The organism is Marinobacter sp. F4206, assembly GCF_019392195.1.
In the GTDB taxonomy this organism is placed as follows: domain Bacteria; phylum Pseudomonadota; class Gammaproteobacteria; order Pseudomonadales; family Oleiphilaceae; genus Marinobacter.
This window is the reverse complement of the sequence record NZ_JAHXKI010000002.1, coordinates 1964211-1984571: the sequence shown is the minus strand read 5'-3', so window position 1 is coordinate 1984571 and position 20361 is coordinate 1964211. Positions and strand designations below refer to the sequence as shown.

17 protein-coding genes are annotated in these 20361 nt (G+C 61.1%); 6 read left to right on the top strand and 11 right to left on the bottom strand.

Annotation, left to right across the window (positions count from 1 at the left end):
- The first annotated feature begins 53 nt into the window (after nucleotides 1-53).
- Together KZO34_RS11410 and KZO34_RS11405 are read left to right on the top strand one after the other, a co-directional pair.
- Nucleotides 54-1259 carry a 3-oxoadipyl-CoA thiolase gene (locus KZO34_RS11410; protein ID WP_219476494.1) on the top strand — a complete coding sequence of 402 codons (1206 nt, stop codon included), beginning with the start codon at nucleotides 54-56 and terminating at the stop codon, nucleotides 1257-1259.
- A gap of 21 nt (nucleotides 1260-1280) precedes the next feature.
- Nucleotides 1281-2450, top strand: a complete 1170-nt coding sequence (locus tag KZO34_RS11405; protein WP_219476493.1) for an acyl-CoA dehydrogenase — start codon at nucleotides 1281-1283, stop codon at nucleotides 2448-2450.
- Between the two features lie 83 nt (nucleotides 2451-2533).
- Here the strand turns inward: KZO34_RS11405 and oadA are convergent, their stop codons facing one another.
- The 6 genes from oadA to KZO34_RS11375 all read right to left on the bottom strand — a co-directional run bounded on the left by oadA (nucleotide 2534) and on the right by KZO34_RS11375 (nucleotide 11618).
- A complete protein-coding gene (oadA, locus tag KZO34_RS11400) occupies nucleotides 2534-4330 on the bottom strand; it encodes a sodium-extruding oxaloacetate decarboxylase subunit alpha (protein WP_219476492.1) in 1797 nt (598 codons plus the stop codon).
- 23 nt (nucleotides 4331-4353) lie between these two features.
- Nucleotides 4354-5775: an acetyl-CoA carboxylase biotin carboxylase subunit gene (locus KZO34_RS11395; protein ID WP_219476491.1), complete on the bottom strand. Its 1422-nt coding sequence runs from the start codon at nucleotides 5773-5775 to the stop codon at nucleotides 4354-4356.
- A gap of 522 nt (nucleotides 5776-6297) precedes the next feature.
- On the bottom strand, nucleotides 6298-7317 hold the full coding sequence (locus KZO34_RS11390) for a HupE/UreJ family protein (RefSeq protein ID WP_219476490.1): 1020 nt from the start codon (nucleotides 7315-7317) through the stop codon (nucleotides 6298-6300).
- Nucleotides 7314-8159: a peptidyl-prolyl cis-trans isomerase gene (locus KZO34_RS18795; protein ID WP_219476489.1), complete on the bottom strand. Its 846-nt coding sequence runs from the start codon at nucleotides 8157-8159 to the stop codon at nucleotides 7314-7316. The genes KZO34_RS11390 and KZO34_RS18795 overlap by 4 nt, the downstream gene beginning before the upstream one ends.
- 4 nt (nucleotides 8160-8163) lie before the next feature.
- Nucleotides 8164-10065: a DUF3604 domain-containing protein gene (locus KZO34_RS11380; RefSeq protein ID WP_219476488.1), complete on the bottom strand. Its 1902-nt coding sequence runs from the start codon at nucleotides 10063-10065 to the stop codon at nucleotides 8164-8166.
- Between the two features lie 242 nt (nucleotides 10066-10307).
- Nucleotides 10308-11618: a DcaP family trimeric outer membrane transporter gene (locus KZO34_RS11375; RefSeq protein WP_219476487.1), complete on the bottom strand. Its 1311-nt coding sequence runs from the start codon at nucleotides 11616-11618 to the stop codon at nucleotides 10308-10310.
- A gap of 326 nt (nucleotides 11619-11944) precedes the next feature.
- Here KZO34_RS11375 and KZO34_RS11370 point away from each other — a divergent pair, with 326 nt between their 5' ends.
- The 4 genes from KZO34_RS11370 (at nucleotide 11945) to KZO34_RS11355 (ending at nucleotide 15635) form a co-directional block, all read left to right on the top strand.
- Nucleotides 11945-13141: an acyl-CoA dehydrogenase family protein gene (locus KZO34_RS11370; protein WP_219476486.1), complete on the top strand. Its 1197-nt coding sequence runs from the start codon at nucleotides 11945-11947 to the stop codon at nucleotides 13139-13141.
- 10 nt (nucleotides 13142-13151) lie between these two features.
- The gene (locus KZO34_RS11365) at nucleotides 13152-14294 is read left to right on the top strand and encodes an acyl-CoA dehydrogenase family protein (RefSeq protein WP_219476485.1); all 1143 of its coding nucleotides are present in this window, start codon (nucleotides 13152-13154) and stop codon (nucleotides 14292-14294) included.
- A gap of 112 nt (nucleotides 14295-14406) precedes the next feature.
- Nucleotides 14407-15168 carry a class II aldolase/adducin family protein gene (locus KZO34_RS11360; protein WP_219476484.1) on the top strand — a complete coding sequence of 254 codons (762 nt, stop codon included), beginning with the start codon at nucleotides 14407-14409 and terminating at the stop codon, nucleotides 15166-15168.
- Nucleotides 15169-15179: 11 nt separating this feature from the next.
- On the top strand, nucleotides 15180-15635 hold the full coding sequence (locus tag KZO34_RS11355) for a MaoC family dehydratase (RefSeq protein WP_219476483.1): 456 nt from the start codon (nucleotides 15180-15182) through the stop codon (nucleotides 15633-15635).
- Between the two features lie 16 nt (nucleotides 15636-15651).
- Here the strand turns inward: KZO34_RS11355 and KZO34_RS11350 are convergent, their stop codons facing one another.
- From KZO34_RS11350 to KZO34_RS11330, 5 genes are all read right to left on the bottom strand, one after another.
- The gene (locus KZO34_RS11350) at nucleotides 15652-16587 is read right to left on the bottom strand and encodes a ketopantoate reductase family protein (RefSeq protein WP_219476482.1); all 936 of its coding nucleotides are present in this window, start codon (nucleotides 16585-16587) and stop codon (nucleotides 15652-15654) included.
- A gap of 87 nt (nucleotides 16588-16674) precedes the next feature.
- Nucleotides 16675-17823 (bottom strand): ABC transporter substrate-binding protein, encoded by a 1149-nt coding sequence (locus tag KZO34_RS11345; protein ID WP_219476481.1) that lies wholly within the window; start codon nucleotides 17821-17823, stop codon nucleotides 16675-16677.
- A 49-nt stretch (nucleotides 17824-17872) separates the two neighbouring features.
- Nucleotides 17873-18580 (bottom strand): ABC transporter ATP-binding protein, encoded by a 708-nt coding sequence (locus KZO34_RS11340; RefSeq protein WP_219476480.1) that lies wholly within the window; start codon nucleotides 18578-18580, stop codon nucleotides 17873-17875.
- Complete coding sequence (locus tag KZO34_RS11335) at nucleotides 18567-19334, bottom strand: ABC transporter ATP-binding protein (protein WP_219476479.1); 768 nt, start codon at nucleotides 19332-19334, stop codon at nucleotides 18567-18569. The genes KZO34_RS11340 and KZO34_RS11335 overlap by 14 nt, the downstream gene beginning before the upstream one ends.
- Nucleotides 19327-20361 carry a branched-chain amino acid ABC transporter permease gene (locus tag KZO34_RS11330; RefSeq protein ID WP_219476478.1) on the bottom strand — a complete coding sequence of 345 codons (1035 nt, stop codon included), beginning with the start codon at nucleotides 20359-20361 and terminating at the stop codon, nucleotides 19327-19329. The genes KZO34_RS11335 and KZO34_RS11330 overlap by 8 nt, the downstream gene beginning before the upstream one ends.

Here is a 20361-nt window from a genome sequence, read left to right as displayed (position 1 = left end):
CAGATCCATCGGCTCACAATGACACCTGGTCCCTTTTCATAGAGGAAGCCGCCATGAGCGCCTACATCTACGACGGGTTAAGAACTGCCTTCGGCCGTCACGCCGGCGCCCTCGCCCCGGTCCGACCCGATGACCTGCTGGCCAGCGTGATCAAGGCCCTGGTGGCGCGCAATACCTTCGCCCCGGAAGCCTATGAAGACGTGATTGCCGGCAACACCAACCAGGCCGGCGAAGATGCGCGCAATCTGGCCCGCCATGCCGGCCTGTTGGCGGGACTGCCGGTGGAGACCGGCGGCCTGACCGTTAATCGCCTCTGCGGTTCTGGCCTGGCCGCGATTATTGATGCCGCCCGCGCCATTCGCTGTGACGAGGGCGAGCTGTTTGTCGCCGGCGGCGCCGAGAGCATGAGCCGTGCCCCGTTCGTGATGGCCAAGAGCGAGTCGCCCTTCAGCCGGGACCTCCGCGCTTTCGACAGCACCATTGGTGCCCGCTTTCCCAATCCCCGCATCGAGCGGGAGTTTGGGGCGGACACCATGCCCGAAACCGCCGACAACATTGCGCGGGAACTGAATCTGGACCGGAACCTGGTCGACCGGTTTGCCGCCCAGAGCCAGGCCCGCTACGACGAAGCCCGCCGCGCCGGCTTCTACACCGACGAGATTTTACCCATCGAGGTGCCACAAGGCCGCAAGAAGCCACCGCTTACGGTGAGCGAGGACCAGCATCCTCGTCCGCAGTCGACGCTGGATGCCTTGGCCGGTCTGCGCCCCCTGTTCGAGGGCGGGGTCGTCACCGCGGGCAACGCGTCCGGCATCAATGACGGCGCCGCGGCCCTGATTATCGGCTCCCGGGTGGCCGGCGAAAAGGCCGGCATGCAGCCCCGGGCCCGGATTGTGGCGTCCGCCATCGCGGGCGTGGCGCCCCACGTTATGGGTTATGGCCCGGTTCCCGCCAGCGAGAAAGCCCTGGCCCGGGCCGGCCTGACCCTCAAGGATATGGACGTGATCGAGATCAACGAGGCCTTTGCCGCCCAGGTTCTCGGTTGCACCACCCGGTTGGGTATCGACCCGACCGATTCCCGACTGAATCCGAACGGGGGCGCGATTGCTGTCGGCCACCCGCTCGGCGCATCCGGGGCCCGGATTGCACTCACTGCGACTCGTCAGCTGGAACGCAGCGGCGGCCGCTACGCCCTGATCAGCATGTGCATTGGCGTCGGCCAGGGCATTGCCGCTGTCATTGAACGGGTTAATCACTGATTTTTACTGAGGAGAAACAACATGGCTTCCACACCCTGGGATGACCTGCTGCAACTTGACAAGCAACTGGACGAGACCGAGCGTCAGGTCCGGGACAGTATCCGCAGTTTCTGCGACCAGCGCCTGATGCCGGGCATTATTGAAGCCAACCGGCACGAAAAATTCGATCGCAACATCTTCAACGAGATGGGCGAACTGGGCATGCTCGGTGCCACGCTGCCGGAAGAGTACGGCGGCCCGGGCCTGAACCACGTCTGCTACGGCCTGATTGCCCGGGAAGTGGAACGGGTTGATTCGGCCTACCGCTCGGCCCTGAGTGTCCAGTCCTCACTGGTTATTCACCCGATTCACGCCTTTGGCCAGGAAGCCCTGAAAAAGCGCATCCTGCCGCAACTGGCGTCCGGCGAAAAGGTGGGCTGCTTCGGCCTGACCGAACCCAACCACGGGTCGGACCCGGGCAGCATGGAAACCCGCGCCAAGAGAGTCGACGGCGGCTATCTGGTCAGCGGCTCCAAGACCTGGATCACCAACTCGCCGATTGCCGATGTGTGCGTGGTCTGGGCCAAGCTGGACGGCAAGATCACCGGCTTTGTGATCGAGCGCGAAGGCGCGACGGGCCTGGAAACACCGAAGATTGAAGGCAAGTTCTCCCTGCGGGCGTCCGAGACCGGCTCCATCTTTATGGACGAGGTCTTTGTTCCGGAGGAGAACAAGCTGGACGTGGAAGGCCTGAAAGGCCCGTTCAGCTGCCTGAACAAGGCCCGCTTCGGCATCAGCTGGGGCTCGTTGGGGGCCGCCGAATTCTGTTGGCACGCAGCGCGTAATTACACCCTCGAACGCAAACAGTTCGGCAAGCCGCTGGCCGCCAACCAGCTGATCCAGAAGAAGCTGGTGGACATGCAGACCGAAATCACCCTGGGCCTTCAGGGTGCCCTGCAGCTGGGCCGCATGATCGACGCCGGCGACTATTCGACCGACGCCATTTCCCTGATGAAGCGGAACAACTGCGGCAAGTCACTGGACATCGCCCGGGTTGCCCGCGACATGCACGGCGGCAACGGCATTGCCGACGAATACCATGTGATCCGCCACGTCATGAACCTCGAAGCGGTCAACACCTACGAAGGTACCCATGACGTCCACGCCCTGATTCTGGGCCGTGGCCAGACCGGTATCGCCGCGTTCAGCTGACACCACCCCGTATTGGCTGACCCCTGACCAAAAAAGCCCCTCAGGACGAGGGGCTTTTTTATGCGCTAACGGTTACCGACGACCTATTCGATATCCACCAGCACTTCGCCCGGAACGACACGGTCGCCCTTGGCGATCGCCACACTCTTGACGGTACCGCCAATGGTGGCCTTGACCTCGGTTTCCATTTTCATGGCTTCGATGATCAACACCGGGTCACCGGCCGACACCTGATCGCCTTCCTTGACCAGCACGTCGACGATGTTACCGGGCATGCTCGTGGTCACGTGGCCTTCCTTGGTGGCGCTGGCCCGGCCGCCGCTCTTGCGGCCGCCCTCACCGGCGTCGCCCTGGGACTCCAGGTGAATTTCCTCCGGCACTCCGTCCACGGTCATGTAGAAGCGGCGCTCGTTTTCACCGGTCGGGTTGGCTCCGGTCACGTCGATGTCGTAGCTCTCCCCATGCACGGTGATCTTGAACTTGGACGAGACACTGCCGCCGGAGCCACTCGGAATGGGTTCTAAGGGTTCCGGCTGGAGCGTGCCCTCCCGGCGCTGCTCGAGGTAGGCCTTGGCCTGATCCGGGAACATGGCGTAGGTCAGCACATCCTCATCGCTCTCGGCCAGCTCGCCCACCTGCTTGCGCAGTTCCTCAAGTTCGCGCGGAATCAGGTTTGCCGGCCGCTCCTCGACCAGGTCCTCGTTGCCAACGGCGCGCCGCTGCAACTCGGCGTCCACGGCGGCAGGTGCCTGGCCATACCAGCCCTGAAGGTACTTTTTCACCTCGTTGGTGATGCTGTCGTAACGCTTTCCGCCCAGCACGTTGATAACCGCCTGAGTGCCGACAATCTGGGACGTGGGCGTCACCAGCGGCGGGAAGCCCAGATCCTTGCGAACGCGGGGAATTTCCTCGAACACTTCCTGAATCCGGTCCAGCGCCCCCTGTTCCTTGAGCTGGTTGGCCAGGTTGGACATCATCCCGCCCGGTACCTGCGACAGCAGCACCGAGGTATCGACACCGTTGTAGGCGCTCTCGAACTGATGGTACTTCTTCCGCACTTCCCGGAAATGCCGGGTCGCTTTGTCCAGCAGCTCCAGATTCAGGCCGGTGTCGAAGCCGGCGTCGTGCAACGCCGCCACCAGCGATTCCGTGGGCGGGTGGCTGGTGCCGCCGGCAAAGGCCGACAACGCGGTATCGATGTGATCGACACCGGCTTCCATGGCCGCCCACTGGCACATGGGCGCCATCCCCGAGGTGGCGTGGGAGTGCAGGAACACCGGCAGATCCAGGGTGCTCTTGAGCTTGCCCACCAGCTCGGCGGTGACCGCCGGGGTCAGCAAACCGGCCATGTCCTTGATGGCGATGCTGTCCGCGCCCATCTCGGCCATGGCTTTGGCCTGCCCCAGGTAGGCATCGGTGTCGTGCACCGGGCTGACCGTATAGCACAGGGTGCCCTGAGCGTGCTTGCCGGCTTTCTTGACGGCCTTGATGCTGGTTTCCAGGTTGCGCACGTCGTTCAGGGCGTCGAACACCCGGAACACGTCGATGCCGTTTTCCGCGGCCTTGGCGACGAAGGCTTCCACCACGTCATCGCCGTAGTGGCGATAGCCCAGCAGGTTCTGCCCGCGCAGGAGCATCTGCAGGCGGGTGTTGGGCAAAGCTTTACGCAGCGTGCGCAGGCGTTCCCAGGGGTCTTCCTTCAGGAACCGGACACAGGCGTCGAAGGTGGCGCCGCCCCAGCACTCCAGGGACCAGTAACCGGCCTGATCCAGCCATTCACAGGCCGGCAGCATGTCTTCGGTCCGCATTCGGGTGGCGATCAGGGACTGGTGGGCGTCCCGCAGGATAACGTCGGTAATATGAATCTTGCGCTTGGTCATTCTGGATCTCTCCGATGTTCGGTTTACAGGCCCGCCTGGGCGGCGATAGCCGCCGCGATGGCAGTGGCGATGGCTTCAGGGCGGGTCTTTGAGCTGTACTCCAGCAGCTGTGGATTAGCTTCTACAAAGCCGGTGTTGAAGTCGGCGGCCTGGAACTCGTCGTGGCTCAGGATCTGCTGGTAGTAGGGAATGGTGGTTTTGACCCCGTAAATGCCCATGTCGTTCAGCGCCCGGCGGGAGCGGGCAATCAGCTCCGGCCAGTCCATGGCCCAGACAATCAGCTTGGCGCACATGGAATCGTAATAAGGCGGTATCTCGTAACCGGTGTACATGTTGGCGTCGGTACGCACACCCGGGCCACCGGCCGAATAGTAGCGGCTGATCCGGCCAAAGCTCGGCAAGAAGCCGTTCTTGGGATCTTCGGCGTTGATCCGGAACTGGGCGGCAAAGCCCCGATAGCTGATGTCCTCCTGTTTGAGCCACAGCGTCTCGCCGGCGGCGATCCGGATCTGGGCCTTGATGATGTCCACCCCGGTGATTTCCTCGGTGATGGTGTGCTCCACCTGAACCCGGGTGTTCATCTCCATGAAATAGAAACTGCCGTCATGGTCGAGCAGGAATTCCACGGTGCCGGCATTCTCATAGCCGCATTGTCTGGCCACCCGCCGCGCCAGGTCGCCGATGTATTCACGCTGGCTCTCCTTCAGCTGCGGCGATGGCGCCAGCTCAATCAGCTTCTGGTTGCGGCGCTGGATCGAACAGTCACGCTCGTACAGGTGCACCACGTTGCCATGGCTGTCCGCCAGGATCTGAACCTCGATATGGCGGGGGTCGATGATGCATTTCTCCAGAAACACCTCGGCGCTGCCGAACGCCTTGGTGGCCTCGGAAATCACCCGCTCGTAGTTCTGGCGCAGCTCTTTCTCGTTGTCGCACCGGCGGATGCCGCGCCCGCCGCCACCGGAGGTGGCCTTGAGCATGACCGGGTAGCCAATCTCGGAGGCCTGCCGGACCGCGTCTGCCACATCCTCCAGATTCCCCTTGGACCCGGGCGTTACCGGCACACCCGCGGCCTCGGCGGTCTGCCGGGCCTGGGTCTTGTCACCCATGGAGGCAATGGCGTCCGAGGATGGTCCGACAAACGTGATCCCCCGCTGCTTGCAGATCGCCGGCAGCTCGGCATTTTCCGAGAGAAAGCCGTAGCCGGGATGCAGGGCATCGCAGCCGGTTTCCACCGCCAGGTTGACGATGTGGTGGGGGTTCAGATACCCGGACAGCGGGTCCTGGCTGATCTGATAGGACTCGTCGGCCTTTTTAACATGCAGGGAATACTCGTCCGCCTTGGAATAAATGGCGACCGAACGTATGCCCAGCTCGCTACAGGCCCGGGCTATTCTGACTGCAATCTCACCGCGATTGGCAATCAGAAGCTTCCTAATAGCCATGGATGATACCTCCAGACTTAGGTTTGGTTGGTTGTGATGAAGCGGATTGATCGAAACAGGGCTGAGAACCAACGGGTTTCAGCTGAGACTCAGACGAAAAAGGGAGGACCTTGCGGCAGGGTGGGAAAACTCACGAGGCGAGCCGGCGGCTCAATGAAAAACAGATTCGGCGAGTGTCCCGAGTATCCCGGAAGCAGAAAACGGCCCGAGGCCGCTGAATCGGTTGGACCGGGTTCACCGAACGGGGAATCCCCGGAGGCATCCAGGAGTGCCGGTTGAAACGATCCCGGTTCATCAAATGGATGGTCTGCCGCAGGCAGGCCTGAGCCCGTGGCTCCATAGACCACCATCAGCGCCATCAACAGTATCAGGCAGAGACGATTCCGGTTTTGCGACACTCGCAGTTGAGCCATGAACATCCTTTTGGCGGGCGCTAGCTCCCAAGGTCGCACAGTTCTACCACACGTGAATTCACAGGTATGATCGTTTTTTTGAGCGTAATAATCCGTTTTTTTCGATGCTTTACACCCAGAATCCGGCTACCCGCTCCACCAGCCAGAAAGACGCAATGCCGCCAATGCCATAACTGGCCAGGCGCTTTCCGGTGTATTCAAACCATTGCATGACTCCGTCCCGATGCCGGATCGCAAGCCTGGCAAGGTACCCGGACAGCAGCACCGCACAGACAAAGCCAATCTGCCCGGCTTCCACACCGAGATTGAAGCTCAGCAGCGCCAGGGGGACATCGCCCTCGGGCAGACCGATTTCCCGCAGTGCCCCGGCAAAGCCGAAGCCGTGCAGGAGCCCGAAGGAAAACGACACCAGCCAGGGATAACGGGCGGTCAGTCGCTGGTCATCCGCCGGCCGGGCCAGTTCCGTGGCCAGGAACACAATCGACAGCGCGATCACCGCTTCCACCGGCGGGGCCGGAAGCGTGAACATGCCGAGGGTTACCCCGGCCATGGTCAGACTGTGGGCGAGGGTGAACGAAGTCAGGGCGGCAATCAGCATCTTGAAGCTCGGAATCAGGAGCAGCAGGGCGAAGACGAACAGCAGGTGATCAAAGCCTTCGAGGATGTGTTCGACCCCCAGCACGAAGTAGCTGGACAACACCGAATCAAAGGAGCCTTTCAGGGCAATGTCGAAAGAAACGACATCCGGCGTCAGCCGAGTTACCACCGGTGGCGCACCGATCTCCGCGCTGTAACGCACCAGCACGTCCGTTCGTGTGGTTTCCAGCCCGCGGACGACTATCGTGCCCCCCTCCAGTCCACCGGTGCAGGTGGCCACCCAACGACTGACAAAGGCGCGACCATCGAACTGCACCGGGCCAGGCGCCGCACGGGGGGCGCAGGTTTCGGGCAGAACTGCGGAAATCTGCATCGGTTGCCCGCGCACCTGGGGCACCCGCCAGACCACCTGCCAGCTGTCCTTACCCGCCGGTGTCAGGCTCAGGAAGCCGGGCTCAAGTGCGTGGGCCTGAAGCAATGAAGGCATGGCCATCAAGATCGCCAGAAAGATCACCGGTACCGCTCTGGTCATCGTGAAACCCCATCTACTTCCGGCAGTGAGATGTCATAGTCCGATTTCATGGCCAGCAACTGTTCTTTGCTAAGCCGTTCGGAGGCATCACGCCGCCAGGCCTCCTCCACCTGCTCCCGGATGGCCTCGAACTCGGGGAGTGTGCCCGTGATCGTCTCGGTCACTTTCACCAGATGCTGGCCATAAGCCGACTCAACCGGTCCAGCCCAGGTATCCGGTGGCAGGGTGACGAGCTGGCCAAAGAATCCGGCACCGAAGTTCGAATCCACCGTCGTCGCCGCACTGGCACGTATTTCCGGGGCCAGCAGGGTGGCCTGGCCAACCTCGCTCGGCGGCCTGCCGCCCTCCAGTTCCTTGAGTGCGGCCGCCACGGCGGCCTTCTCCACCGCCGGGCCCAGGAAAACCTGCTGAAACCCGACCCTGGGCCGGGTCGCAAACCGCTCCGGATTGGCCCGGTAAAAGTCCCTCAGGGTCTGCTCAGACGGCACCAGGGAGGCCACGGCACCATCGAGAATGAACTCCATCTTCTGCCTCAGGCGCTGGCGAATGACCGCATCGCCGGAGTCAAGCCCCATGGCGAGGGCTTCCCGTACCAGAATCTCTTCCTGCACGTGCTTATCCACCAGATGCTGCAGTTCCTGGTGCGTCGGCGATCGCTGCCAGACCCGGCGAAAGTTGCTGGCGAGTTGGGCGACGTCCCGCTCGGTGACCACCAGACTCTGGGTCAACGGATCTTCAGGCGCGTCGTTCAGCCAGCCATAGAGTCCGAACAGCGCCACCCCGATCAGCAGGAAGTGAAAGAAGGGTTCACGTAACAGTTGCTTTATCGATAGATCAGACACCGCATCAGCCCTCCGGGGTGTACCAGATCGGTGAGGTGTAAGCCCGGTCGATCACCTCCATCGGCGTACCTTCCGGCATCTTGATCTGGAAATATTTTGCGTCGTAAGCCGTCCATCTTGGCGTCGGAATCTCCAGCACCCGCACATAATAGAAGGCTCGCTGGTCCGGATCGAACTCGGGATCGGTCCAGTGTCCGGCCAACAAGGCTCTGCCGATCTCGTTGGTGTAGCTGGCGTTGGCCACGTTCACCGTGTTGCCGACATCGCCGTCGCAGGCGCCTTCCATGATTTCACGACCGGCACAGACGACATCCCAGATTTTCTCCCGGGTTTCCCCATTGCCATCAACCCAGCCTTTCACTATCTGGATCCGGTCCAGGTTTGCACCGTCCGGATCCCTCAGGGCCCGAACCATAAAGGTTGGCGCCTCCTGGCCTTCCGGTGCCGGCCGCAGATCGCCCCCCATGGGCACGCCCCGTGAATAACCGGCATCGGCAAAGTCCGGACGCAGCACCTCGTCCGGCTGGAAATCCCAGCCTCCGAACACCCGCACGCGCAGTCGGCTGCCGGAGGTGGCGAATACCTCGCGCCGGGCGAAGGCGTCCCAGATGGCTTCCCGGGTATTCTCGGTGGCCCAGACCCCGGCCAGACCGGAGGCACCCAGATCAATGTCGTAAATGGACAGTTTCGGGTCGACGGTACTCTCGATCAGCACGCCGTCCTTGCGGTGGGGCGAAGGCTCGACGATGTAGGCCTTACCGAACCAGTTCTCTTCGCGGGTAGATGGCAGCGCATTGTGGGCATCGGTTGAACCGATCATGCCGAATTTGTAGGGATTCACGCCCAGCCGCTCCGCCTCGGCAAGCCCCAGCTTCAGTGCTGACCGGGCATACTCGGTGCGAAGCATGTCCTCTTCCTTGGGCGCGGACCCCGCGAGGTTGGATGTGTCGATAATCTCATGGTCGGCAAAGGCATCGTCCGGGGACAGGAACGGGTGGGTTTCCCCGGTTCCCTTGGGCTGGGTCACCTCCACCACGGGCTCATACTCGGCTCGTCGACGGGCGTAGGCTTCGTCAAACGCCTCGCCGTCGAAGGTTTCGAGCATGAACATCATGCCGTTGGACAGATTGCCATTGTGGGGAATGGCCAGTACCTGACCACCCGTTTCTTTTTCATAGGCCTCGAGATAATCCCAGAGATCTTCAGGGTCGTCGCTGTCGAGCGCGGAAAAAGGCACGATCTGGCGCGTCCGGTCCGCGCCGTCCCGGAAGATCACATTCCGGTGCAGGTTGTTGCCGGCCGGGCCGGAGGTCCATTCGTAGCCGATAAAGGTGGTGAACACGCCCGGTTCATAATAATGCTCCGCGTTGTCGATCACCTTTTGCCAGACCGCAGCCACCATTTCCGGACTCTTGATCATGTCCTCACCACGCCCGTTCGATGCGATCCATTCGATAAACGCATCGTAGCCATCACCCGCCTTGAACATCTGGTACCAGCGCTCGCCACCGTCCGTGCGGCGCACAAGCGGATCACCACGCTCCAGGTAATCCGATAACCCCATATTCTCGGCGTGATCGGCAACCACAATAAAATCCAGTGGCCGCAGCAGCTTGAAGGGCCCTGCCGTCTGACTGTCTACCACCTCGCCGCGGGCGGCCCGATAGGCCACATCCGGGCCCGTCGTCGCGCCCCCCATGCCGGCGTCTGCCGACCAGGCGGTGTGCAGATGGGTGTCACCAAAGTAGGCATTCTGGGGAAAGTGGTCATCGACGTAGGGGGAGTAGGGCGTTGCCGGCGCTATGTATTCGTCTTCGCCGACCTTAAGATCCTGAGCCTGTAATGCCGGAGCCATCACGCCCAGGGCCAGGGGCCCCAGATAACGAAAAAGGGATCTGCGGTTCATTCGGGACCTCCTGATCCTGATGTCTGGTGTACACCTCGACCAGACAGCCATCCTTGGTCATTTCCTGATATCAAAGGTATTCATCACTATAGACCAATTTCTGATCACGGAAGGGGCTGTTCCAAACGCCCACCCAGGGATGCCCGTTCAGACACAAAAAAGCCCCGGCACGGGGGACGTGGCCGGGGCTGAAAATGCAAAGCGAGAGTGCGGTTAACTCAATTCAGGTGTTCTTGCAGCAATTAAAAGCTCAACTTCGCAGACGCCATCACCTGCTCGTACTGATTGCTGCCACTGCCCGCGATTTCGCCAAAGTCCCAGTAGGCGTATTCCAGGCCCAGGGTCAGGTTGGGATGGGCGGACCAGAGCAGGTTCGCGTGGGCCGAGGTGGCGGAATCAAAGTAACTCAGGGTACCCGCCGGCGGCGCGGTCAGATCATCCACGATCTCGGTGTGCGACACGGACACCGTGGAACGCCATGCGGACGACCAGAAATGGCGGTAGGCCGCGGTCGCGCCGTAGGTATCCAGTGCCTTCACCTCACCACCGGCCTGGGCCGCCAGGTCCACGTCCGGATAGGTAAACAGCCCCATGTAGCGGCCGAGAGCGCCGTAATTATATTGAAGACGGATATCGTCCTTGCCGACGGTTGGAATTCGAGCGCTTAAGGACACTGCGCCGGCCACGTCGGTTTCACCAGAGGCATCATCTTCAAGGTTGCGCAGCAGGCCGGCTACCGAGTAGAAGCCGTACTTGCCTCGAACCTGGTAACGGGCGGTCAGATCGGGGTAGGACTGGTCGTCATAGGAGTTGGTACCAAATCCATCTTCGGGGTTCTCAAGCGCTACCATCAGCTTGCCCCCGGGAACGGCCATGTTGTAACGAATCATCGGCTGAACCGTATAGATGAAGGCGGCCTGCTTGCCCTGATTCAGGATTTCCGGCATGGCGGCCAGATCACTGAAGGTGGTGTAGGTCTGGCCAAACTCCCAGCCATTCCAGTTACCGTAGGCCTGGCGCAGACGCGGTGAGTAGCTGTTGGAAACCACTTCGTTGCCCGGTGCGCCAATGCCCTGCTGAAAATCCATTTCCAGATAGGTACGCAGGGTGTGCCCGGCCACATCTTCGGTGGAGGTGCCGAAGCTGAACCGTGACTCCCGGGCACTGAACCCGACCTTCCAGTCATTTTCGGTCGCCGCAGCGGACGCAAAGGTGCGGGGCAGACCGATGGAGTAGGTGTTGAGCTGACCATTTCCGTTGGAGCCGTAAATCATGTCGGCCTTGATAAAGCCGCCGAAGGAGATGGTGGTGCCCCCGATTTTCAGGCCGTCGCCTTCGCGCAGAATGTAGGGGTTGTCCTCACTCAGTTCCGGGGCGGTGGAGACCGCGCCTTCCAGCTTGCTTTCGAGCATCTGCACACGCTCACGAAGCTGATCCAGCTCGGCATCGCTTTGGGCGAAGGCACCTGAAGACGCAAGAGTGATCAGGGGAAGACCGGCAAGGGCTACGGCCCGGACAAGCGGACGGGGTTTGAAGGGTGTTCTTGTTGTCATAACTAACCTCTGACGGAGTTGATTGTGTCTTTGTTATTGAACTCTCCGGCGCCGGTACAGCGGGATGCTCTTTAAACCATGAGGTTTCGCAGTGCGGTATCTTGTCTGTTTTTATTTCCGCATAGCGGTACCAGCTTCCGTGTTAGCGACTATAGACAAACGTTTTTATATCGACAACCCGTAGTAAACATTTTTTTATGGAATTATTGGTTACCTAGCGTTTTATGGTTTCAATGTCGTTGACAGGCAATGGATGAGTGAAGGATCATTGAGTAATTCTGCTATGCGGTATATATTTTCGCTGTAATGCAAAACGAGGTTATCTCATGAACATGAACTACACGGCCGAGGAACTTGCCTTCCGAAATGAAGTGCGCGCGTTCCTGGATGAGAAGCTGCCGGCGGACATTGCCGCCAAAGTGAAAGGCTTCCGTCGCTTGTCCAAAGAGGACCATCAGCGGTGGCAGAAGATTCTCGTAGCCCAGGGCTGGTATGCCACCCACTGGCCGGAGGAGTACGGCGGCGTCAAATGGACCCCGGTACAGAAACACATCTGGGATGAAGAGTCCTGCCGTTACGGCGTGCCCCGTTCGATTCCCTTCGGGGTCAACATGGTGGCGCCGGTCATCATCAAATTCGGCAACGAAGAACAGAAGCAGCACTACCTGCCCCGCATCCTCAGCGGCGAACACTGGTGGTGCCAGGGCTATTCGGAGCCGGGCGCCGGTTCTGACCTCGCCTCGTTGAAAACCCGGGCCGTGCGCGACGGTGACCACTACGTCGTGAATGGCCAGAAGACCTGGACCACTCTGGGCCAGCACGCCAACATGATTTTCTGCCTGGTTCGCACCAACACCGAGGTCAAGGCCCAGGAAGGCATTTCCTTCCTGCTGATTGATATGAACACCCCGGGCATCACGGTGCGCCCGATCATCACCCTGGACGGTGAGCACGAAGTGAACGAGGTTTTCTTCGAAGACGTGAAGGTTCCGGTGGAGAACCTGGTGGGCGAGGAAGACAAGGGCTGGACCTACGCCAAATACCTGCTCACCTACGAGCGGACCGGCCTGGCCGGCATCGGCATGTCCAAGGCCGCCCTGTCGCACCTGAAGCAGCTGGCGTCCCGTCGGATCAAGAATGGCCGCCCGCTGATCGAGGATCCCGCCTTCAGCCAGCGCATCGCCAAGGTCGAGATCGATCTCACCGCCGCCGCCATCAGCAACCTGCGCATCATTGCCTCGGTGGAGGGCGGTGGCGTTCCCGGCGCCGAAAGCTCCATGCTGAAGGTCAAGGGCACCGAAATCCGCCAGTCCATCAATGACCTGGCGCGCCGGGCCATTGGCCCCTACGCCATTCCGTTCGTGGAGGAGGAGCTGGATCTGGATTACGACGGCGACTTCCTGTCGGACGAGAACGCCGCACCGCTCTCGGCCCAGTACTTCAACAACCGCAAGCTCTCGATTTTCGGCGGGTCCAACGAGATCCAGAAGAACATCGTGTCGAAAATGATTCTCGGGCTTTAAGGAGGCGACCATGGATTTCCGACTGAATGAAGAGCAGCAGATGCTGCAGGACACCGTGGCGCGCCTGGTGCGCGGTGAATACAGTTTTGAGAAGCGCCTGGAATTCAGCGAAACCGAAGCCGGGTTCAGCGAGGATTTCTGGAACCAGCTGAGCGAGCTGGGCCTGACCGCCGTGCCCTTCTCCGAGGAACTCGGTGGCTTTGGCGGCGGCGGTGTCGAGATCCAGTCGGTGATGACCGAACTGGGCCGTGGCCTTTGCCTCGAGCCGTACCTGCAATCCGTGATCCTGGGCGGCGGGCTGATTGCCCACACCGGCAACGACAGCCAGAAAGAGCAGTGGCTGGCCGGTATCGCCAGCGGTGAACTGAAGGCCGCGGTGGCCCTGCAGGAGCCACAGAGCTTCTACAACCTGAACGATGTGGAAACCCGTGCGGAGAAATCCGGCGACGGCTACCTGCTCAACGGTCGCAAGGCCGTGGTGATCGGCGGGCACTGTGCCGACCTGATCCTGGTGTCCGCGCGCACCGCCGGTGACAGCCGGGAGACCAGCGGCATCAGCCTGTTCGCGCTGAGCCCGGAGACCGCCGGTGTCGAGCGCCGGACCTACCCGACGGTCGATGGCTCCAGGGGCTGCGACATCACCCTGAACAACGTTGAGATCGGTGCCGATGCCCTGCTGGGCGGCGAAGGTGAGGCCGGCGAAGTCATCGAGTACCAGAGCGGACGCGCCATTGCGGCCCTGTGTGCCGAGGCCGTGGGCGTGATGGAGATGGCCAACGAACTGACCCTCGATTACCTGAAGCAGCGCAAGCAGTTCGGCGTGCCCATCGGCAAGTTCCAGGTTCTGCAGCACCGCATGGTGGACATGATGTCCGAACTGGAACAGGCGCGCTCCATGGCCATTCTGGCCGCCAGTGTGGCCGACGCGGAGCAAAGCGATGAGCGTCGCCGGGTTCTGGCCGCGGCGAAAAATGTGATTGGCCGCAGCGGCCAGTTCATCTCCGAGAACGGCATCCAGTCCCACGGCGGCATCGGCATGACCTGGGAATACAACTTCGCCCATTACGCCAAGCGGCTGATCATGATCAACCATCAGTTGGGCGACGATGATTTCCACCTGGAACGGTACGCTAGCCTGTTGCAGGCCAGCTAACCCCGTTCGATAGTGAGCCTGGGACCTCTCTCCTTCCAGTCAGAGGTCCCGTTCGGGGGTGCCCTTCAGGCCACCCCCTTTTTTTGGTTCTGCACCAATCGAGGTGATCACAATGACAACAGACACCCAACACACCAGCACCGAGTCGCTGAACAAAGCCGAATGGCAGGTGCGCACCGAACTGGCGGCCGCTTACCGGCTGGTTGCGCTGTTCGGCTGGGACGACCTGGTCTTCACCCACCTGTCGGCCCGGGTGCCCGGTCCTGACCATCATTTCCTGATCAACCCCTACGGCCTGCTGTTCCACGAAATCACCGCGTCATCGCTGGTGAAGGTGGATCGCGAAGGCCAGGTGGTGGCAGCGGGTGGACTGGGCCGGGTCAATCCGGCCGGGTTTACCATTCACAGCGCCGTCCACATGGGGCGCGAGGACGCCGGCGCGGTCATGCATCTGCACGCGGCCGATGGCGTGGCGGTATCAGCGCACCGGGACGGCCTGCTGCCCCTGAGCCAGACCGCCATGCTGTGCCTGGACCACCTCAGCTACCATGATTACGAGGGGGTCGCCCTGAATCTGGACGAGCGCGAACGGCTGATCCGGGATCTGGGGGACAAGTCGATGATGCTGTTGCGCAACCATGGGGTTCTGACCGCCGGCGAGACCGTACCGGAAACCTTCACCTACCTGTACTTCCTGATGAAGGCCTGCGAAATCCAGGTCAAGGCGCAAAGCTGCGGCCCCACCTGGATGCCGTCGGAACAGGCGGTGCAGACCACCGCCGAGCAATCGCAGAATCTGGGCGCCGCCGCCAAACTCACCTGGCCCGCACTGTTGCGCCTGCTCGACAGCAAAAACCCGGGCTACGCGGTTTAAGGGGAAAAAAGATGATTGAAGTCAAACTGGAAGAACTGGCTGATCAAAAAGGCACGCTTGTCAGTCACAGCCCCTGGTTGACCGTTACTCAGGACATGATTAAAGCGTTCGCTGACGCCACGGGCGACCACCAATGGATTCACCTCGATGTCGAACGGGCAAAAAGGGAATCACCCTGGAAAAGTCCGATTGCCCATGGCTATCTGACCGTGTCACTGATATCACGGCTGAACCCCCAGGCCCTCAAGGTGATCGGGCCCACGGCAACCATCAACTATGGCCTGAACAAGTTGCGCTTTCCATCTGCGGTCAAGTCCGGATCGGATATCCGCACCAAGGTCCAGCTGCTCGACGTGAACCAGGTGGATGAGCACCGTTATATGGCCAGCTACCTCACCACGGTAGAGATCAAGGGCGAGGACAAGCCCGCGTGCGTCGCGGAAAACCTGGTAATGTACGTGGTCTGACCGGTTGACCGGGCCGTCAGGCCCGGCCTTCCAGTGCCGCCCGCATCTTCAGCGTGACCAACACGGTATTCAGGTGTGGAACGGCAATGCCGTGACGCTCGGCAATAGCCACCACATTGCCCAGCACGGCATCCCGCTCGATGGGGCGATCGTTGAGGTAATCCAGTGCCATGCTGTTCTTGTAGGGCGGCATCTTGCGGGTACCCTCGATGTTCTGGTCAATCAGCGACTCGTCCATGGGGTAGCCTTCGGCCGCCGCCACAGCCATGACCTCGGCGATCATGGCCCGGATCAATGCCTCACCCCCCTCGGTGTCCAGAATGGTTCGGGTGTCAGCGCCATTGGCAATCACCGACAGCGGATTGAACGGTGTATTCCACAGGCACTTGCGCCAGCGCTCCCCCACCACGGCTTCGGTCAGGTCCACCTTGATCCCGCCCTCAATGAAACGCTCGGCCAGGTTCTGGCAGTGCTCATCAACACCCTCGGGATAACGCCCCATGACCAGCTTGCCGTAGGCCTTGTGCTCCACCACGCCCGGTTCGGTGCGACTGGCCGCGATGAAGGCCAGGCAACTGATGATGGGGTTGTCCGGAAAGGCCTCGGCCAGCTCCCGCTCGATGTCCAGGCCATTCTCGATCAGCACCAGACGGGTGTTCGGACCCATCCAGGGCCGGACCAGCTCCGCCCGATCGAGACCTGGCAGCACCTTGACGCACAGGATCAGGTAATCCGGCGGCGTCTCCGGCGTATCGCCGTCGCGGTAAACGTGATCCGGCTGATACGACAAATCCCCGAGCGGGCTGGAGATGCGAATGCCCCGGGCTTTCACTAGGTCGTACTCGGAACGCAGGACTGTGCTGACCGGACAGCCGGCGCGCTTGAGAATGGCGCCGTAAAAACTGCCAATGGCACCGGCGCCAACGATCAGAATGCTGGGAGGGTTGTTCATGATGCTAACGATTCCTCTGGAGTCGAAAACCAACGAAAAAGGGGCAGGCCATCGACAATGACCTGCCCCTGAAGAAGGCCTTAAGCCTTACTCAATCTCTTCCTGAACGATTTTGCCATCTTTCACCACCGCCAGGGTGGTTTCCGTGACAAAGCCGCCCTTGTCGGTGACGTTGGTCACCTCGTACGGGTTCTTGCGGGTCTCCATGTTCTTCATGGCGTCGCCAAGGGCCGCGCGGATCACTTTGGGATCGGTTGACTCAGTGGCATCCATCGCCTCCACCAGGCCATGCAGGGCCAGGTAGTTGTAGGCTGCTTCGGAACCCGGGGTCTTGCCGTATTCGGCCTTGTAGCGTTTGATGAAGTCCTGCGCCGCCTCGGTCTCATAGACGCTCAGTGGCACGACTCCGACCGCGCCTTCAACCATCTCCAGCCCACCGGCCACAGCGGCCACTTCGTCAATCTTGGCCTGATCCATCACGATGAACCCGCCCTGGAAGCCCATCTGACGGGCCTGCTGAACCACCAGGCCGGTCGGCTCGGAGGCGCCACCCACGAACATGACGTCCGGGTCCTCGGCAATGATGCGGCTCACACCGGTGAAGAAGTCGGCGGACTTGTTGTAGTCCATCGGGTTGTTGGCGACCACCTTGCCGCCCTTGGCCGTCCACTCCTTTTCAATCATGGACGCCCAGATCTTGGCGTACTCGTGGGTGGCACCGGCCATGCCCAGAGTGGTGCCGAGATTTTCCAGCCCGTAGTCCGTAAACGCCCGGACGTAACCGTCGAAGGTCGGCGGAATCCGCACCGTCAGGGAATTCCCCTTCTCCGTCACGGTTGGCACGCTGGTGTAGGCCATGACCAGAAAATCGTCCTTCTCATTGAAATCCTGCAACGCAAAGACACCGCCGGAGTGCGGAATAAAGATCGCCGGTACGTTCGACTCCTGCTTCAGGCGCTTGGCGTTGGTGGCAGCCTGGGCCGGAGAATAACGGTCGTCCAGGGAGACCAGATTGATGGTGGTTTTCTCGCCCTTCAGGTCGAACCCGCCGGCGGCGTTGATTTCATCCGCCGCCATCCGCAGGCCGGACAGGGTGTTTTCGCCATACAGGGCGGCACCGCCGCTGAGTGGGCCGGTAAACCCGATATTGACCTCACCCGCTACTGCACCGGCGGTGAGACTCATGCCAAGGGTTGCCGCTGCGACAGTTTTACCCAGTGTTTTTACTGTTTTCATTGTTTTCTCCTGGTTGGTTGCGCTCTTCGTCAATCATTCGCCGGGGCCGTCAGGCCCCGATATAGGCCTTGCGGACCTGCTCATTGCCGAGCATGGCCTCCCGGTCGCCCTCCATGACGAGGTGACCGTTTTCCATGACATAAGCCCGGTGGGCGATTTTGAGGGCCGCAAAGGCGTTCTGCTCAGCCAGCAACACCGTGGTGCCCAGGCTGTTGATCTGCCGGATGGTCTCGAACATCTGCTTGACCACCAGTGGCGCCAGGCCAAGCGACGGTTCGTCCAGCATCAGCAGGCGCGGACGACTCATCATGGCCCGGCCAATGGCGACCATCTGCTGCTGTCCCCCGGACAGGGAACCGGCCGGCTGTTGGGCCTTGTCCTCGAGGATCGGAAACAGTTCGAGCACTTCGTTCAGCCGTTTCCGGTTGCCGTGCCGGTCGCCCCGATGGACATAGGCGCCCATCATCAGATTCTGCTGGACCGTCATCTGGGGAAACAGCTTGCGGCCCTCGGCACACTGCACGACACCGCTGGAGACGATAGCGCTGGCCTTCATGCCGTTGAGTTTCTTGTCCTCGAAGCGGATGTCGCCGGCGGCGGGCTTAACCAGTCCGCTGATGCCGTTGAACAGGCTGGTCTTGCCGGCCCCGTTGGCGCCAAGCAGCACCACCAACTCGCCGGTGTCCACGGTCATGGAGATGTCGGTCAGGGCCTTGAAGCTGCCGTAGCAGACATCAACGTTCTCAAGCTGCAGCATCTTCATCTCCTCCCAGGTAGGCCTCGATCACCACCGGATTGTTACGAACCTGCTCCGGTGTGCCCTCGGCAATCTTCTCGCCGTGGTCCAGCACCATGATCTTGTCCGCCAGGCTCATAATCATGTCCATCTTGTGTTCGATCAGGCACACGGTCAGGCCGTTATTCACCATCTTGCGCATGAGCGCGGCAAAGCCTTCGGTTTCCTCGGGGTTCACCCCGGCAGCCGGTTCGTCCAGCAGCACGATCTTGGGATCGGTCGCCAGCGCCAGGGCGAACGCCACCCGCTTGCGCTCTTCCTGGGTAATGTCCGCGATGAACTGGCCAGCCACCCGGGTCAGTCCGACAAAATCCAGGGCCTCCATGGCCTTGTCCCGCGCCGCCTTCTCCTCGCGTTGCAGACGCCGGCTGTTGATCAATACGTCCCAGAGTCCGGATTTCGTGCGCAGGCGATGACCGACAATCAGGTTGTCGAGAACGGTCGCCTGCTCGAACAGGTTGGTGGTCTGAAAGGTCCGGCCGACGCCGAGCCGCGCCACCTGATCGCAGGGCATGCGGGTCACGTCTTCGCCATCCAGAAGGATCCGGCCGGAGGTAGGTTGATGCAGGCCGGAAATCAGGTTGAAAAACGTGCTCTTGCCGGCGCCGTTAGGGCCGATGATCGCGTTGATCTTGCCCGCCTCGAACTCCACGGACACATCGTTTACCGCGGCCAGGCCGCCAAACATTTTCGTCAGGTGCTCTACCTTAAGCATTGTTCTCGGCCTCCCGGGTCTGGGTCGTGGTCACTTTGCTCTCGCTGCGCTTCTTCTCCGGTACAAAGGCCTGCGCTTTCCGGTGCATCCAGGTCAGGAAGGATCCGGTGATGCCGCGCGGGAAGAAGATCACCAGCAGCACCAGCAGCGGACCAAAGATAATCATCCGGTACTCTTCCAGGAACTGCAGCGACTGGGTGATCCAGACGATACCCACGGTCCCCAGCAGCGGCCCGGTGATGGTGCCGATGCCGCCCACCAGCAGGTAGGTGATCATGTCGAAGGTGTGCACGATGTTGGCCTCTTCCGGCCCGATAAACCGCACCATCCCCGCGTAGAGTGCACCGGCCAGACCGGCGTAGGTGGTGGACAGCACGAACGCCAGGACCTTGTTGCGCATCAGATTGATGCCCAGGGACTGGGCCAGCTCGTCACCATTACGGATGGCAATGAAGGTCCGGCCCAGCAGGGAGCGGGAAAGCCGCCCCATGAACCAGATGGCAAACACCAGGAACGCCAGCACCAGGTAATAGAAAGGCGTCGTTTCGGTGAAGTCGACCAGGCCAAAGCCATAGGGTTCGGCAATGTCACGCACCCCGATGGGCCCGTGGGTGAGCTCTTCCCACTTGTCGATCAGCAGGTAAATGATGAACCCCACACACAGGGTGAAAATAGCGAAGTAGTGCTCTTTCAGGCGCAGGGATACGATGCCCACGAAGAATCCCAGCACGGCGGTTACCAGCAGTGCGGCCACAAACGCGGGCCAGAAACTCCAGCCGGCATCGGCCGTGAGCAGGCCCAGGGTGTAGGCACCAATGGCAAAGAAACCACCGTGGGCCAGGTTCAGCTGACCGCAAAACCCGGTAATGATGTTCAGGCCGTATACCGCGATGGCCCAGACAAAGGCCGATGCCATCACATAGACCTGGTACTCATTACTGGCGAGGAAGGGAAACACGATCGCAAAGACCAGCAATGCCAGTTTCGCGCCCGGTGTCATTAACAGGGATCCAAGCTTGAACAACAT

Coding starts and splice junctions, on each gene's coding strand:
- KZO34_RS11410 (WP_219476494.1), top strand. CDS start 54: ATGAGCGCCTACATCTACGACGGGTTAAGAACTGCCTTCGGCCGTCAC.
- KZO34_RS11405 (WP_219476493.1), top strand. CDS start 1,281: ATGGCTTCCACACCCTGGGATGACCTGCTGCAACTTGACAAGCAACTG.
- oadA (WP_219476492.1), bottom strand. CDS start 4,330: ATGACCAAGCGCAAGATTCATATTACCGACGTTATCCTGCGGGACGCC.
- KZO34_RS11395 (WP_219476491.1), bottom strand. CDS start 5,775: ATGGCTATTAGGAAGCTTCTGATTGCCAATCGCGGTGAGATTGCAGTC.
- KZO34_RS11390 (WP_219476490.1), bottom strand. CDS start 7,317: ATGACCAGAGCGGTACCGGTGATCTTTCTGGCGATCTTGATGGCCATG.
- KZO34_RS11380 (WP_219476488.1), bottom strand. CDS start 10,065: ATGAACCGCAGATCCCTTTTTCGTTATCTGGGGCCCCTGGCCCTGGGC.
- KZO34_RS11375 (WP_219476487.1), bottom strand. CDS start 11,618: ATGACAACAAGAACACCCTTCAAACCCCGTCCGCTTGTCCGGGCCGTA.
- KZO34_RS11370 (WP_219476486.1), top strand. CDS start 11,945: ATGAACATGAACTACACGGCCGAGGAACTTGCCTTCCGAAATGAAGTG.
- KZO34_RS11365 (WP_219476485.1), top strand. CDS start 13,152: ATGGATTTCCGACTGAATGAAGAGCAGCAGATGCTGCAGGACACCGTG.
- KZO34_RS11360 (WP_219476484.1), top strand. CDS start 14,407: ATGACAACAGACACCCAACACACCAGCACCGAGTCGCTGAACAAAGCC.
- KZO34_RS11355 (WP_219476483.1), top strand. CDS start 15,180: ATGATTGAAGTCAAACTGGAAGAACTGGCTGATCAAAAAGGCACGCTT.
- KZO34_RS11350 (WP_219476482.1), bottom strand. CDS start 16,587: ATGAACAACCCTCCCAGCATTCTGATCGTTGGCGCCGGTGCCATTGGC.
- KZO34_RS11345 (WP_219476481.1), bottom strand. CDS start 17,823: ATGAAAACAGTAAAAACACTGGGTAAAACTGTCGCAGCGGCAACCCTT.
- KZO34_RS11340 (WP_219476480.1), bottom strand. CDS start 18,580: ATGCTGCAGCTTGAGAACGTTGATGTCTGCTACGGCAGCTTCAAGGCC.
- KZO34_RS11335 (WP_219476479.1), bottom strand. CDS start 19,334: ATGCTTAAGGTAGAGCACCTGACGAAAATGTTTGGCGGCCTGGCCGCG.
- KZO34_RS11330 (WP_219476478.1), bottom strand. CDS start 20,361: ATGTTGTTCAAGCTTGGATCCCTGTTAATGACACCGGGCGCGAAACTG.